The sequence below is a fragment of the Pseudomonas sp. EYE_354 genome (assembly GCF_023148575.1).
Taxonomy (GTDB): domain Bacteria; phylum Pseudomonadota; class Gammaproteobacteria; order Pseudomonadales; family Pseudomonadaceae; genus Aquipseudomonas.
Genome location: NZ_JAHXNQ010000004.1, coordinates 152,692 through 166,195, shown reverse-complemented (window position 1 = coordinate 166,195; position 13,504 = coordinate 152,692). Strand labels below are relative to the sequence as shown.

Below are 13,504 nucleotides of genomic sequence, written 5' to 3'. Positions count from 1 at the left end.
GTCACTGAAATCCTTTTCGCTGTCGCCTGTCACGAGGTAGAAACATGAATCCCATGAGAGCCCTTCGCCAATACCAGAAGGTCAATTCCCATGCTCAGATCTCCGAAGCCAGCCCGCATCGTCTGGTGCAGATGCTGATGGAAGGCGGCCTGGACCGTATGGCTCAGGCCAAGGGCGCATTGGCGCGCGGTGACATTGCCCAGAAGGGCTTGATGCTCGGCAAGGCCATCGACATTGTGATCGGCCTGCGTGATGGTCTGGATGCGGAAAAAAGCGATAACCCGGCCTACGTCCAGCAACTGGAAAGCCTGTACGCGTACATGACCAACCGTCTGATGGAGGCGAACCTGCACAACGACGCCGACATGATCGACGAAGTCGCCCGTTTGATGATTACCGTTAAAGAAGGCTGGGATGCCATCGGCGCGCCACAAGGCGCAGCAGAATAAGGCCTGCGGCCTTGAGGAACCTGTCATGAGCCATGCACTGCAACGCATTGATGAAACCCGTGAAGCGCTGATGGGCGCGCTGGCGGACCGTAACTGGGATGCCATTGGCGAACTGGACATGGGTTGTCGCGACGTGATCGAGCAGGTGCTCAGTGAGGCGCCGGTGGACGAGGATGCGTTGCGTGAGAAGCTTGAGAGCCTGTTGGCGGTGTACCAGCAGTTGCTCGAGGTGACGACTGGCGAGCGCCAGGCGATTTTCGAAGAGATGTCGCAGATCAACCAAGCGAAAAATGCGTCAAAGGTCTACCATCTGTTCGGCTGAACAGACGCAGTTAATCCATCCGGCGCGTCATAAATTTGACCGTGCCAGCTTTTTTGACTTAACTAGTGCTGTTTTCAGAGTTCAGACGTCTATAGAGTAAGAAGTCCTACAGCCGTCTCGATTGCCCTTACACCGGGCAGGAAGTTTACTAGGGAAGTTGCTATTGCATGTGGCGTGAAACCAAAATTCTGCTGATCGATGACGATAGCGTCCGGCGCCGCGACTTGGCGGTGATTTTAAATTTTCTTGGCGAAGAAAATTTAGCCTGCGGCAGCCATGACTGGCAGCAGGCTGTCAGCTCGTTGTCATCGAGCCGTGAAGTCATTTGCGTGCTGATCGGGACGGTAAACGCTCCTGGTGCTGTTTTGGGCTTGTTAAAGACACTGTCTACCTGGGATGAGTTCCTTCCCGTGTTGCTAATCGGTGATATTTCTTCCATCGAGCTGCCGGAAGACCAGCGCCGCCGCGTGCTTTCCACCCTGGAAATGCCGCCAAGTTACAGCAAACTGCTCGACTCCCTGCACCGTGCCCAGGTCTATCGCGAGATGTATGACCAGGCTCGTGAGCGCGGTCGCCACCGTGAACCCAACCTGTTCCGCAGCCTGGTCGGCACCAGCCGTGCCATCCAGCATGTGCGCCAGATGATGCAGCAAGTGGCCGACACCGACGCCAGCGTGCTGATTCTCGGCGAGTCGGGCACCGGCAAGGAAGTGGTCGCGCGCAACCTGCACTACCACTCCAAGCGCCGCGACGGGCCTTTTGTGCCGGTCAACTGCGGGGCGATCCCGGCAGAACTGCTTGAAAGCGAACTGTTCGGCCACGAGAAGGGCGCCTTTACCGGGGCGATCACCAGCCGTGCCGGGCGTTTCGAGCTGGCCAACGGCGGCACCCTGTTCCTTGACGAAATCGGCGACATGCCGCTGCCGATGCAGGTCAAGCTGCTGCGCGTGCTGCAGGAGCGCACCTTCGAGCGCGTGGGCAGTAACAAGACCCAGAGCGTCGACGTGCGCATCATCGCCGCGACCCACAAGAATCTCGAGAGCATGATCGAGGTCGGCAGCTTCCGCGAAGATCTTTACTACCGCCTCAACGTATTCCCCATCGAGATGGCCCCGCTGCGTGAGCGCGTCGAAGACATCCCGCTGCTGATGAACGAACTGATCTCGCGCATGGAACACGAAAAGCGCGGCTCGATTCGCTTCAATTCCGCCGCGATCATGTCGCTGTGCCGTCATGGCTGGCCGGGTAACGTGCGTGAACTGGCCAATCTGGTGGAGCGCATGGCGATCATGCATCCCTACGGTGTGATCGGCGTGGTCGAGTTGCCGAAGAAGTTCCGCTACGTCGACGACGAAGACGAGCAGATGGTCGACAGCCTGCGCAGCGACATGGAAGAGCGGGTGGCGATCAACGGTCATACCCCGGACTTCGGTTCCACTGCCATGCTGCCGCCCGAAGGTCTCGACCTGAAAGACTACCTCGGCAACCTCGAGCAAGGCCTGATCCAACAGGCTCTGGACGACGCCAACGGCATCGTCGCCCGTGCCGCCGAGCGTCTGCGCATCCGTCGAACCACCCTGGTGGAGAAGATGCGCAAGTACGGAATGAGTCGTCGCGAAGGCGATGAACAGGCGGATGATTGACGCCTAAAACACAAACCGCTGATTCGTCAGCGGTTTTTTTTTAGGCACGGGTATTGCTACAGCCCTCGCAACGTTCCGTTTAACTGACGGTCAGCCAGCGAGAGAGCATGATGCCCCACGCCGCCCAACTATCTTCGGCCCCCGATCTTTCGGGGCTCGTCCCCTGTGTCGAACAGCAAAGCCGCAATGGCCTGGAGCAGGCCTTCTCGCTGTTCAATCAGATGTCCAGCCAGCTGACGGATTCCTACAGCCTGCTCGAAGCCCGGGTGTCCGAGCTCAAAGGCGAGCTGGCAGTGGTCAGCGCCCAGCGCATGGAAGAGCTGGCCGAGAAAGAACGCCTGGCCAACCGTCTGCAAAACCTGCTCGACCTGCTGCCCGGTGGCGTTATTGTCATCGACGACCAAGGCCGTGTGCGCGAAGCCAACCCAGCCGCGTGCGACTTGCTTGGCCTGCCGTTGGAAGGCGAGTTGTGGCGCCATGTCATCACCCGCTGCTTCGCGCCGCGTGAAGACGATGGCCATGAAATTTCCCTCAAGGACGGGCGCCGGCTGTCGATTGCCACTCGCTCCCTGGACGCCGAGCCCGGCCAGTTGGTGTTGCTCAACGACCTGACTGAAACCCGCCACCTGCAAGACCAGTTGGCGCGCCATGAACGGTTGTCCTCGTTAGGTCGAATGGTCGCTTCTTTGGCGCATCAGATCCGCACGCCGCTGTCGGCCGCGTTGATCTACGCCAGCCATTTGACTGATGAGCAACTGCCCGCCGCCACCCAGCAACGCTTTGCCGGGCGCCTCAAAGAGCGTTTGCATGAGCTGGAGCACCAGGTGCGCGACATGCTGGTGTTTGCCCGTGGCGAATTACCGCTGACCGACCGCCTGACCCCGGCGCAACTGATGCAGGCGCTGCAAGCGGCGGCCACTGCCCATATCCAGGACACTCAGGTGCGCTGGCAGTGCGACAGCCACCTCGGCGAGCTGCTGTGCAACCGCGACACCCTGGTGGGGTCGCTGCTTAACCTGATCGAAAACGCTATCCAGGCGAGTGGGGTGGGGGCGCGGCTCAAAGTGCACCTGTACAACCGCGGGCAAACCCTGCGCCTGTGCATCAGCGACAGCGGCAGCGGGATCGAGCCCGCTGTGCTGCAACGCCTGGGCGAACCCTTTTTCACCACCAAGACCAACGGAACCGGGCTCGGCCTGACCGTGGTCAAGGCCGTGGCACGTGCGCATCAGGGAGAATTGCAACTGCACTCCCGTGTGGGGCGTGGCACCTGTGCATTGATGACCTTGCCGCTGTTTTCGTGCGCGGCAAGCGCGGAGTAACGAAGAACATGGCTATCAAGGTTCTATTGGTTGAAGACGATCGCGCCCTGCGTGAAGCATTGGCTGACACGCTGCTGTTGGCGGGCCATGACTACCGGGCGGTCGGTTCAGCCGAGGACGCCTTGGAGGCGGTCGAGCAGGAGTCCTTCAGCCTGGTGGTCAGCGACGTGAACATGCCGGGCATGGACGGTCACCAATTACTCGGGCTGCTGCGTGCGCGTCAGCCGCAACTGCCGGTGTTGTTGATGACGGCCCATGGCGCGGTCGAGCGTGCGGTGGATGCGATGCGTCAGGGCGCGGCGGATTATCTGGTCAAGCCCTTCGAGCCCAAGGCCCTGATGGAGCTGGTGGCGCGCCACGCCCTGGGCGTGATCCCGGCCGGCGAAGGCGAGGGCCCGATTGCCTTCGAGCCGGCCAGTGCGCAATTACTCGAATTGGCGGCCCGCGTGGCACGCAGCGATTCCACCGTGTTGATCTCCGGCGAGTCCGGCACCGGTAAAGAGGTGCTGGCGCGCTATATCCACCAGCAATCGACCCGCGCCAAACAGCCGTTCATCGCGATCAACTGCGCGGCGATCCCCGACAACATGCTTGAAGCCACCTTGTTCGGCCATGAAAAGGGCTCGTTCACCGGGGCCATCGCCGCCCAGGCGGGCAAGTTCGAACAGGCCGACGGCGGCACCATCCTGCTCGATGAAATTTCGGAAATGCCCCTGGGGCTGCAAGCCAAGCTGCTGCGGGTGCTGCAAGAGCGCGAAGTGGAGCGGGTGGGCGCACGCAAGCCGATCCAGTTGGATATCCGCGTGGTCGCCACCACCAACCGCGACCTTGCCGGCGAGGTGGCGGCGGGGCGTTTCCGTGAAGACCTGTTCTACCGCTTGTCGGTGTTTCCCCTGGCCTGGCGCCCGTTGCGCGAACGTCCGGCCGACATCGTTCCGTTGGCCGAGCGTCTGCTGAACAACCACGTCAAAAAAATGAAGCACGCCCAGGCGCGGTTGTCGGCCGAGGCCCAGGCGTGCCTGATCAGCTACCCATGGCCGGGCAACGTGCGGGAGTTGGACAACGCCATCCAGCGCGCGCTGATTTTGCAGCAGGGCGGCCTGATTCAGCCCCAGGACTTCTGTCTGGCCACGGGCAGCGGGGCCGCGCCATTGCCCACGCTGGCACCGGCACCGGTGGTGGTCGAGGCGGAGCCTGCCGGCGGGCTGGGCGACGACCTGCGTCGACGTGAATTCCAGATGATCATCGACACCCTGCGCGCCGAGCGCGGCCGCCGCAAAGAAGCGGCCGAGCGCCTCGGCATCAGCCCGCGCACCCTGCGCTACAAGCTGGCGCAGATGCGTGACGCCGGGATGGATGTGGAAGCCTATCTGTTTGCCACATAACCGGTAACAAGCCTGACAAGGTTTGTCGCCTTTTCTTACGAGTTGATACAGAGCTGGCACCCTTGTTGCTACTTCCCCTAGTAATTGCGGCGTAGCGTCAAAAAAAATACGGGTTGTCGGAGAGAGAAGGTCATGAGCCAGGGTATTGAGTTCAATCGGTTGATGTTGGATATGCGCTCCATGCAGATGGATGCCATGGCTCAGCCGAAATCCGTCGCGCCAGCGCCGGAATTGAGCCAAAGCAGCTTCGCCGACATGCTCGGCCAGGCCATCAACAAAGTCAGTGATACCCAGCAAGCCTCCAGCCAGTTGGCCAACGCGTTCGAGATCGGCAAAAGCGGCGTGGACCTCACCGATGTGATGGTCGCTTCGCAAAAGGCCAGCGTCTCCTTTCAGGCCCTGACCCAAGTGCGTAACAAGCTGGTTCAGGCCTATCAAGACATCATGCAGATGCCGGTTTAAGGGCGAGATTTAAGTCATGGCAGAAGCAGTCGTGGACAACGTACCCGCCAAGGCAGACGGCAAGCCGCCGCTGTTCGGCCTGTCGTTCCTGGAAAACCTCTCGGAAATGACCATGTTGCGTCAGGTGGGCCTGTTGGTTGGCCTGGCTGCCAGCGTGGCGATTGGTTTTGCCGTGGTGTTGTGGTCGCAGCAACCTGATTACCGGCCGCTGTACGGCAGCCTGGCGGGTATGGATTCCAAGCAGATCATGGAAACCCTGGCCGCCGCCGACATCGCCTATACCGTAGAACCCAATTCCGGCGCTTTGCTGGTCAAGGCCGACGATGTGGCCCGTGCGCGCATGAAACTGGCCGCCGCCGGTGTGACGCCGTCCGACAGCAACATCGGCTTTGAGATCCTCGACAAGGACCAGGGCCTGGGTACCAGCCAGTTCATGGAAGCGACTCGCTACCGTCGGGGCCTGGAAGGCGAGCTGGCGCGCACCATCTCCAGCTTGAACAACGTCAAGGGCGCCCGTGTGCACCTGGCTATTCCGAAAAGCTCGGTGTTTGTGCGCGATGAGCGCAAGCCAAGCGCTTCGGTGCTGGTCGAGCTGTTTTCCGGCCGCTCCCTGGAGCCTGGCCAGGTGATGGCGATCATCAACCTGGTGGCCACCAGCGTTCCCGAACTGAGCAAATCCCAGATCACCGTGGTGGACCAAAAGGGCAACCTGCTGTCCGACCAGGCGGAGAACTCCGCACTGACCATGGCCGGCAAGCAGTTCGACTACAGCCGCCGCATGGAAAGCATGCTCACCCAGCGTGTGCACAACATCCTGCAGCCGGTGCTGGGCAACGACCGCTACAAAGCTGAAGTGTCCGCCGACGTGGACTTCAGTGCCGTCGAATCGACCTCCGAACAATTCAACCCTGACCAGCCGGCCTTGCGCAGCGAGCAGTCCACCAGCGAACAACGCACTGCCAGCAATGGCCCGCAAGGTGTGCCGGGTGCCCTGAGCAACCAGCCACCGGCACCGGCCTCGGCCCCGCAAACCACTGGCGGCACTGCGGCTGCGGCGGGCGCGATTCAGCCTGGCCAGCCACTGCTGGACGCCAACGGTCAGCAGATCATGGACCCGGCCACCGGCCAGCCGATGCTCGCCCCGTACCCGGCGGACAAGCGTAACCAGTCCACCAAGAACTTCGAACTCGACCGTTCCATCAGCCACACCAAGCAGCAGCAAGGGCGCGTCAATCGTCTGTCGGTGTCGGTGGTGGTCGACGACCAGGTCAAGGTCAACCCCGCGGACGGCGCCGTTACCCGTGCTCCATGGAGCGCCGACGAATTGGCGCGCTTCACCCGTCTTGTGCAGGACGCCGTCGGTTTTGACGCCAGCCGTGGGGACAGCGTGAGCGTGATCAACATGCCGTTCTCCGCCGAGCGTGGTGAAGTCATCGCCGAAGCGGCGTTCTACACCCAGCCGTGGTTCTGGGACATCGTCAAGCAAGTGCTGGGGGTGTTGTTCATCCTGGTGCTGGTGTTCGGCGTGCTGCGCCCGGTGCTCAACAACATCACCGGCAACGGCAAGAAGCAACAGCTGGCGGCGTTTGGCGGCGGCGATGTCGAGCTCGGTGGCATGGGCGGCCTGGATGGCGAACTGGCCAACGACCGCGTCAGCCTCGGCGGCCCGCAAAGCATTCTGTTGCCTAGTCCGAGCGAAGGTTACGACGCTCAGTTGAACGCAATCAAAAGTCTGGTAGCAGAAGACCCGGGTCGTGTGGCCCAGGTCGTGAAAGAGTGGATCAACGCAGATGAGTGATAATCGAGCCGCTGTTGCCAAACTCTCCCGGGTCGACAAAGCCGCAGTCCTGCTGCTGTCGCTGGGGGAAACCGACGCCGCCCAAGTGCTGCGCCACATGGGCCCCAAAGAGGTTCAGCGTGTCGGCGTGGCCATGGCGCAAATGCGCAATGTGCATCGTGAGCAAGTCGAACAGGTGATGAGCGAGTTCGTCGAGATCGTCGGCGACCAGACCAGCCTGGGCGTCGGTTCCGACAGCTACATCCGCAAGATGCTCACCTCGGCCCTGGGCGAAGACAAGGCCAATGGCCTGATCGACCGCATCCTGCTGGGCGGCAACACCAGTGGCCTCGACAGCCTCAAGTGGATGGAGCCGCGTGCCGTCGCCGATGTGATCCGCTACGAGCACCCGCAGATCCAGGCAATCGTGGTGGCCTACCTCGACCCCGACCAGGCCGGTGAAGTGCTGGGCCACTTTGACCATAAAGTGCGTCTGGACATCATCCTGCGCGTGTCGTCGCTGAACACCGTACAGCCGGCCGCCCTGAAAGAATTGAACACCATTCTGGAGAAGCAGTTCTCCGGCAACTCGAATGCCTCGCGCACCACCTTGGGTGGCATCAAGCGCGCGGCCGATATCATGAACTTCCTCGACAGTTCGGTCGAAGGCCAGTTGATGGACTCGATCCGCGAGATCGACGACACCCTGTCCGGTCAGATCGAAGACCTCATGTTCGTGTTCAACAACCTCTCCGATGTCGACGACCGTGGCATCCAGGCGTTGCTGCGCGAAGTGTCTTCGGACGTGCTGGTGCTGGCCCTCAAGGGTTCCGACGAAGGCGTCAAAGAGAAGATCTTCAAGAACATGTCCAAACGGGCTTCCGAGCTGCTGCGCGACGACCTGGAGGCCAAAGGCCCGGTGCGTGTCAGCGACGTGGAAACCGCGCAGAAAGAAATCCTCACCATTGCCCGCCGTATGGCCGAAGCCGGAGAAATCGTTCTCGGTGGGAAGGGCGGCGAAGAAATGATCTAAGGCGCTTTGCATGTCGAACAAAGATGAGGCGCCCAGCGATCTGATTCGCGCACGGGATGTCGGTGGGTTCGACATCTGGTCGTTGCCCAGCTTCGACCCGCACGTGCCCGAGCCCGAGCCGGAACCGGTTATCGAACAACCGGTGGAGATGGAAGAAGTACCGCTCGAAGAGGTCCAGCCACTGACCTTGGAAGAGTTGGAAAGCATCCGCCAGGAAGCCTACAACGAAGGCTTCGCCGCCGGTGAGAAAGACGGTTTTCGCAGCACCACTCTCAAAGTGCGCCAGGAAGCCGAGGCGGCGCTGAGCGTCAAGCTGGCCAGCCTGGAACGCTTGATGGGCGGGCTGTTCGAGCCCATCGCCGAGCAGGATTCGCAGATTGAAAAAGCCATGGTGCGCCTGGTGGAGCACATTGCGCGCCAGGTGATCCAGCGCGAACTGGTGCTCGATTCCAGCCAGATCGAAAGCGTGATGCGCGAAGCCCTCAAGCTGCTGCCCCTGGGCGTGGGCAACGTGCGGTTGTATATCAACCCGCAGGACTTCGAGCAGGTCAAAGCCCTGCGCGAGCGCCACGAAGAAACCTGGCGCATCGTCGAAGACGCTGCGCTGCAACCGGGCGGTTGCCGGGTCGAGACCGAACACAGCCGCATTGATGCCACGGTGGAAACCCGCATCAGTCAGATCATGGCCAAGCTGCTGGACCAGCAGCACGAGCAAGCGCTCAACCCGGCCGAGCCCGACCTGAGCGTGGACCTGGACGCCGCCGATGCGCCTTGATCGCACCAGCTTCGCCAAGCGTCTGGACGGTTATACCGAGGCCACCGAGTTGCCTGGGCAGCCGATCCTCGAAGGGCGCCTGTTGCGCATGGTCGGCCTGACCCTCGAAGCCGAAGGCCTGCGCGCCGCCATGGGCAGCCGCTGCATGGTGATCAACGACGACAGCTACCACCCGGTGCAGGTCGAAGCCGAAGTGATGGGTTTTTCCGGCAATAAAATCTTTTTGATGCCGGTCGGCAGCCTGGCGGGCATCGCCCCCGGTGCGCGCGTGGTGCCCCTGGCAGACACGGGCCGCCTGCCGATGGGCATGAGCATGCTCGGCCGTGTGCTCGACGGCGCCGGTCGCGCGCTGGACGGCAAGGGCGGCATGAAGGCCGAAGACTGGGTGCCGATGGACGGCCCGACCATCAACCCCCTCAACCGCAACCCCATCAGCGTGCCGCTGGATGTGGGGATTCGCAGCATCAACGGTTTATTGACGGTCGGCCGCGGCCAGCGTCTGGGTCTGTTCGCCGGTACGGGTGTAGGTAAGTCGGTGTTGCTGGGCATGATGACCCGCTTTACCGAGGCCGACATCATCGTGGTCGGGCTGATCGGCGAGCGGGGCAGGGAAGTCAAGGAGTTCATCGAGCACAGCCTCGGTGAAGAAGGTCTCAAACGCTCGGTGGTGGTGGCGTCGCCCGCCGACGATGCGCCGCTGATGCGCCTGCGCGCCGCGATGTATTGCACGCGCATCGCCGAATATTTTCGCGACAAGGGCAAGAACGTCCTGTTGCTGATGGACTCGCTCACACGTTTCGCCCAGGCCCAGCGGGAAATTGCCCTGGCCATCGGAGAGCCGCCCGCGACCAAAGGCTACCCGCCCTCGGTGTTCGCCAAGCTGCCCAAACTGGTGGAGCGCGCGGGCAATGCCGAGGCCGGTGGTGGTTCGATCACCGCGTTCTACACCGTATTGTCCGAAGGCGATGACCAGCAGGACCCGATTGCCGACTCGGCGCGGGGTGTGCTCGACGGCCACATCGTGCTGTCGCGGCGGCTGGCCGAAGAAGGGCACTACCCGGCCATCGATATCGAAGCGTCCATCAGTCGGGTCATGCCGGCGGTGGTCACACCGGAACACATGATCCGCGCCCAGCAGTTCAAGCAGTTGTGGTCGCGCTATCAACAGAGCCGCGACCTGATCAGCGTGGGCGCCTACGTCGCCGGTGGTGACCGCGACACCGACCTGGCGATTGCCCTGCAACCGCAGTTGGTGACCTACCTGCGCCAGGGCCTCAACGACAAGATCAGCATGGGTGAAAGCGAAGCGCATTTGCAGTCCATCTTCGCCCCTGCGCCAGGCGGCTAAGCCATGGCCAACAGTCGTGCTGCCCGCCTGGCGCCCGTGGTGGACATGGCCGAGAAGGCCGAAAAAACCGCAGTGCAGCGCCTGGGCTACTTTCAGGGCCAGGTGCGCCTGGCCGAAAGCAAGCTGGGCGATCTTGAACGCTTTCGCGCCGAGTACCAGCAACAGTGGATCGAGCGCGGCACCCAGGGCGTGTCGGGCCAGTGGCTGATGGGCTATCAGGGCTTTCTCAATCAACTGGAAACGGCGGTCGGTCAGCAGCGCCAAAGCCTGGCCTGGCACCAGAACAACCTCGATAAGGCCCGTGAGAGCTGGCAGCAGGCATTCGCCCGCGTGGAAGGCCTGCGCAAGCTGGTGCAGCGCTATATCGACGAGGCGCGGGCGTTGGAAGACAAGCGCGAGCAGAAGCTGCTCGATGAGCTGTCCCAGCGCATGCCGCGCAAAGATGTGTATTGATCCTGGCCAGAAGTTGCCCACATCCCCATCACCTGCTACACCTTGTTGCATATTGCCAATGACAAGGAAGCAGTCGCATGTCAGTCGAGTCAGAAGTATCCCTGGACGGGAAGAAGTTGACGATTGCAATCAAGGGCCGGTTCGATTTCGGCAGCCATCAGATGTTTCGTGACGCTTACGAGCGTTTCTACAAGGTGCCTGAGCTGTATGTGATCGACCTCAAAGAAACCACCTACATGGACAGCTCGGCCCTGGGCATGCTCCTGCTGCTGCGTGATCACGCAGGCGGTGACGAGTCGCAGGTCATGGTGATCAACACCAGTTCCGACGTGCGCAAGATCCTCGCCATCTCCAACTTCGACAAGTTGTTCGACATCAATTGAGCGCCCTGGCCCCGGCTATTGAGCCGTTGACGATCCTGATCGTCGAAGACAGTGCCGCCGACCTGTTGTTGCTGTCGACCATCGTACGGCGACAGGGCCACCACGTGCTGACCGCCAGCAATGGCGAGGAAGCCGTGGAGGTGTTCGCCCGTGAGCGTCCGCAACTGGTGTTGATGGACGCCATGATGCCGGTGATGGATGGCTTCAGGGCGGCGCGGTGGATCAAGCAACTGGCGGGGGAGGCGCTGGTGCCGATCATCTTCCTGACCTCGCTGCGCGAAAGTGCCGCCCTGGCTGAATGCCTGGACGCCGGCGGCGATGACTTCCTGCCCAAGCCCTATAACCAACTGATCCTGGCCGCCAAGATCAATGCCATGGACCGCTTGCGCCGGCTGCAGGCCACGGTGTTGCAGCAGCGCGACCAGATCGCCAAACATCATGACTATCTGCTGCATGAGCAACGGGTGGCCAAGGCGGTGTTTGATAAGGTCGCGCATTCCGGCTGCATCAACGCCGCGCCGAATATCCGCTACCTGCAATCGCCCTATGCGCTGTTCAACGGTGATTTGCTGCTCGCGGCCTACACCCCGTCGGGCGACATGCACGTGTTGCTCGGTGATTTCACCGGGCACGGCTTGCCGGCGGCGGTGGGGGCCATGCCCCTGGCGGAAGTGTTCTACGGCATGACCGCCAAGGGCTACGGCCTGACGCAGATCCTGCGAGAGATGAACGCCAAGCTCAAACGCATCCTGCCGGTGGACATGTTCTGCTGCGCCACCTTGTTGTGCCTGAGTACCGAGCGGCGCGCGGTGGAGGTGTGGAACGGCGGCATGCCGGAAGGCTATGTACACGAAGTGGCCTCCGGCAAGCGTACGCCGCTGCAATCGCGGCATTTGCCGCTGGGCGTGCTGTCGGCGCACGCCTTTGATGATCGCACTGAAGTCTGGCCGATGGCCGTGGGTGATCGAGTGTTCCTGCTGTCTGACGGCGTGCTGGATACCGCTGATGCCAATGATCAACTGTTTGGTGTCGAGCGTTTGCAGCAGGTATTTGCCGCCAATCGCGAGCCGAATCGTCTGTTCGACGACATTGAGCAGGCGCTGGCGGCGTTTCGTGGCGAGGCGCGCGATGACGTGAGCATGGTCGAAATCACCTTGCAACCCGGTCAGTCGCTGCGGGCCACGGGGTCGTTGTATGCCGACAGCGGCCAGTCGTGCCCGCTGGACTGGTCGGTGAGTTTTGAGTTTCGCGCCGACACCCTCAAGCGTTACAACCCTTTGCCCTACCTGTTGCAACTGTTGCTGGAGATTCATGGACTGCGCGAGCAGAGCGGGGCGCTCTATAGCGTCATGGCCGAGCTGTACTCCAACGCCCTGGAGCACGGCGTGTTGGGGCTGGACTCGCAGCTCAAGCGCGATGCCCATGGGTTTGCCGAGTACTATCGCCAACGCAACGATCGCCTGGCGCAGCTGAACAATGGTTATGTGCGCGTGCATGTGCAGGTGGTGCCCACCGGGACGGGGGGCAAGATGACCCTGCGCGTGGAGGACAGCGGCCCGGGCTTTGACGTGGAACAGGTGCTGGCGCGACCGCTGGATGTCGACCGTCTGTCCGGGCGCGGCCTGAGCCTGGTGCGTCAATTAAGCAGCGAGGTGCGCTGGTCCGACGGCGGGCGCAGTGTCTGCGTGGAGTTTTGCTGGGGGGCTCTGGCATAATCCGCCGATTCTTGATCAGGGAGCGAGCAAGTGGCAGAGATTCATTTGGACCCGCAGGTGTTGTCGGGTTTGCAGGAAGTCATGGAAGGCGAGTACCCCAGGTTGCTCGATACCTTTCTTGATGATTCCCAGAAACGCATCGAAGCGCTGCGCAACGCGCGCGATGATGCCAAGGCATTGGGGCGCATTGCCCATAGCTTCAAGGGCAGCAGCGGCAACCTGGGGGCATTGCGCCTGGCGGAACTTTGCCGGCGCCTGGAGGACGGTTCGGCGCAACCGGTCGAGGCTGACCTGGGCCGCCTGGTGGATGAGATCGATCAGGAATTCGCGCTGGTGCGGCCGTTGTACGAGCACGAGCGGCAGCGCTTTTAGCTGTGATTGAAGGTTGCTGACAAATCTGGCCCGACTCTTGCTCTAGCTCCTGATACTGCATCCCC

The 13,504-nt window shown here is 61.8% G+C and carries 14 protein-coding genes; all 14 read left to right on the top strand.

Features of this window, described 5'->3' with window-relative positions; translation table 11 throughout:
• Positions 1-44: 44 nt before the first annotated feature.
• The 14 genes from fliS (at position 45) to KZX66_RS07160 (ending at position 13,439) form a co-directional block, all read left to right on the top strand.
• Complete coding sequence (fliS, locus tag KZX66_RS07225; RefSeq protein ID WP_248077923.1) at positions 45-449, top strand: flagellar export chaperone FliS; 405 nt, start codon at positions 45-47, stop codon at positions 447-449.
• A 25-nt stretch (positions 450-474) separates the two neighbouring features.
• Positions 475-771 carry a flagellar protein FliT gene (gene fliT, locus KZX66_RS07220; protein ID WP_033901076.1) on the top strand — a complete coding sequence of 99 codons (297 nt, stop codon included), beginning with the start codon at positions 475-477 and terminating at the stop codon, positions 769-771.
• A 167-nt stretch (positions 772-938) separates the two neighbouring features.
• A complete protein-coding gene (locus KZX66_RS07215) occupies positions 939-2,414 on the top strand; it encodes a sigma-54 dependent transcriptional regulator (RefSeq protein WP_248077921.1) in 1,476 nt (491 codons plus the stop codon).
• A gap of 110 nt (positions 2,415-2,524) precedes the next feature.
• Positions 2,525-3,736 carry an ATP-binding protein gene (locus KZX66_RS07210; protein ID WP_248078192.1) on the top strand — a complete coding sequence of 404 codons (1,212 nt, stop codon included), beginning with the start codon at positions 2,525-2,527 and terminating at the stop codon, positions 3,734-3,736.
• Between the two features lie 8 nt (positions 3,737-3,744).
• Positions 3,745-5,121, top strand: a complete 1,377-nt coding sequence (locus KZX66_RS07205) for a sigma-54 dependent transcriptional regulator (protein WP_248077919.1) — start codon at positions 3,745-3,747, stop codon at positions 5,119-5,121.
• A 132-nt stretch (positions 5,122-5,253) separates the two neighbouring features.
• On the top strand, positions 5,254-5,583 hold the full coding sequence (fliE, locus tag KZX66_RS07200) for a flagellar hook-basal body complex protein FliE (protein ID WP_248077916.1): 330 nt from the start codon (positions 5,254-5,256) through the stop codon (positions 5,581-5,583).
• A gap of 16 nt (positions 5,584-5,599) precedes the next feature.
• Positions 5,600-7,381: a flagellar basal-body MS-ring/collar protein FliF gene (fliF, locus tag KZX66_RS07195; RefSeq protein ID WP_248077914.1), complete on the top strand. Its 1,782-nt coding sequence runs from the start codon at positions 5,600-5,602 to the stop codon at positions 7,379-7,381.
• A complete protein-coding gene (gene fliG / locus KZX66_RS07190; RefSeq protein WP_248077912.1) occupies positions 7,374-8,393 on the top strand; it encodes a flagellar motor switch protein FliG in 1,020 nt (339 codons plus the stop codon). The genes fliF and fliG overlap by 8 nt, the downstream gene beginning before the upstream one ends.
• A gap of 10 nt (positions 8,394-8,403) precedes the next feature.
• Positions 8,404-9,168 carry a flagellar assembly protein FliH gene (gene fliH / locus KZX66_RS07185; RefSeq protein ID WP_248077910.1) on the top strand — a complete coding sequence of 255 codons (765 nt, stop codon included), beginning with the start codon at positions 8,404-8,406 and terminating at the stop codon, positions 9,166-9,168.
• A complete protein-coding gene (fliI, locus tag KZX66_RS07180; protein ID WP_248077908.1) occupies positions 9,158-10,516 on the top strand; it encodes a flagellar protein export ATPase FliI in 1,359 nt (452 codons plus the stop codon). Before fliH ends, fliI begins: the two co-directional genes overlap by 11 nt.
• Before the next feature lie 3 nt (positions 10,517-10,519).
• Positions 10,520-10,969, top strand: a complete 450-nt coding sequence (fliJ, locus tag KZX66_RS07175; RefSeq protein ID WP_248077906.1) for a flagellar export protein FliJ — start codon at positions 10,520-10,522, stop codon at positions 10,967-10,969.
• Between the two features lie 77 nt (positions 10,970-11,046).
• Complete coding sequence (locus KZX66_RS07170) at positions 11,047-11,352, top strand: STAS domain-containing protein (protein WP_248077904.1); 306 nt, start codon at positions 11,047-11,049, stop codon at positions 11,350-11,352.
• Positions 11,349-13,067 carry a fused response regulator/phosphatase gene (locus tag KZX66_RS07165; protein WP_248077902.1) on the top strand — a complete coding sequence of 573 codons (1,719 nt, stop codon included), beginning with the start codon at positions 11,349-11,351 and terminating at the stop codon, positions 13,065-13,067. Before KZX66_RS07170 ends, KZX66_RS07165 begins: the two co-directional genes overlap by 4 nt.
• A 30-nt stretch (positions 13,068-13,097) precedes the next feature.
• Positions 13,098-13,439 (top strand): Hpt domain-containing protein, encoded by a 342-nt coding sequence (locus KZX66_RS07160; protein WP_248077900.1) that lies wholly within the window; start codon positions 13,098-13,100, stop codon positions 13,437-13,439.
• Positions 13,440-13,504 lie beyond the last annotated feature (65 nt).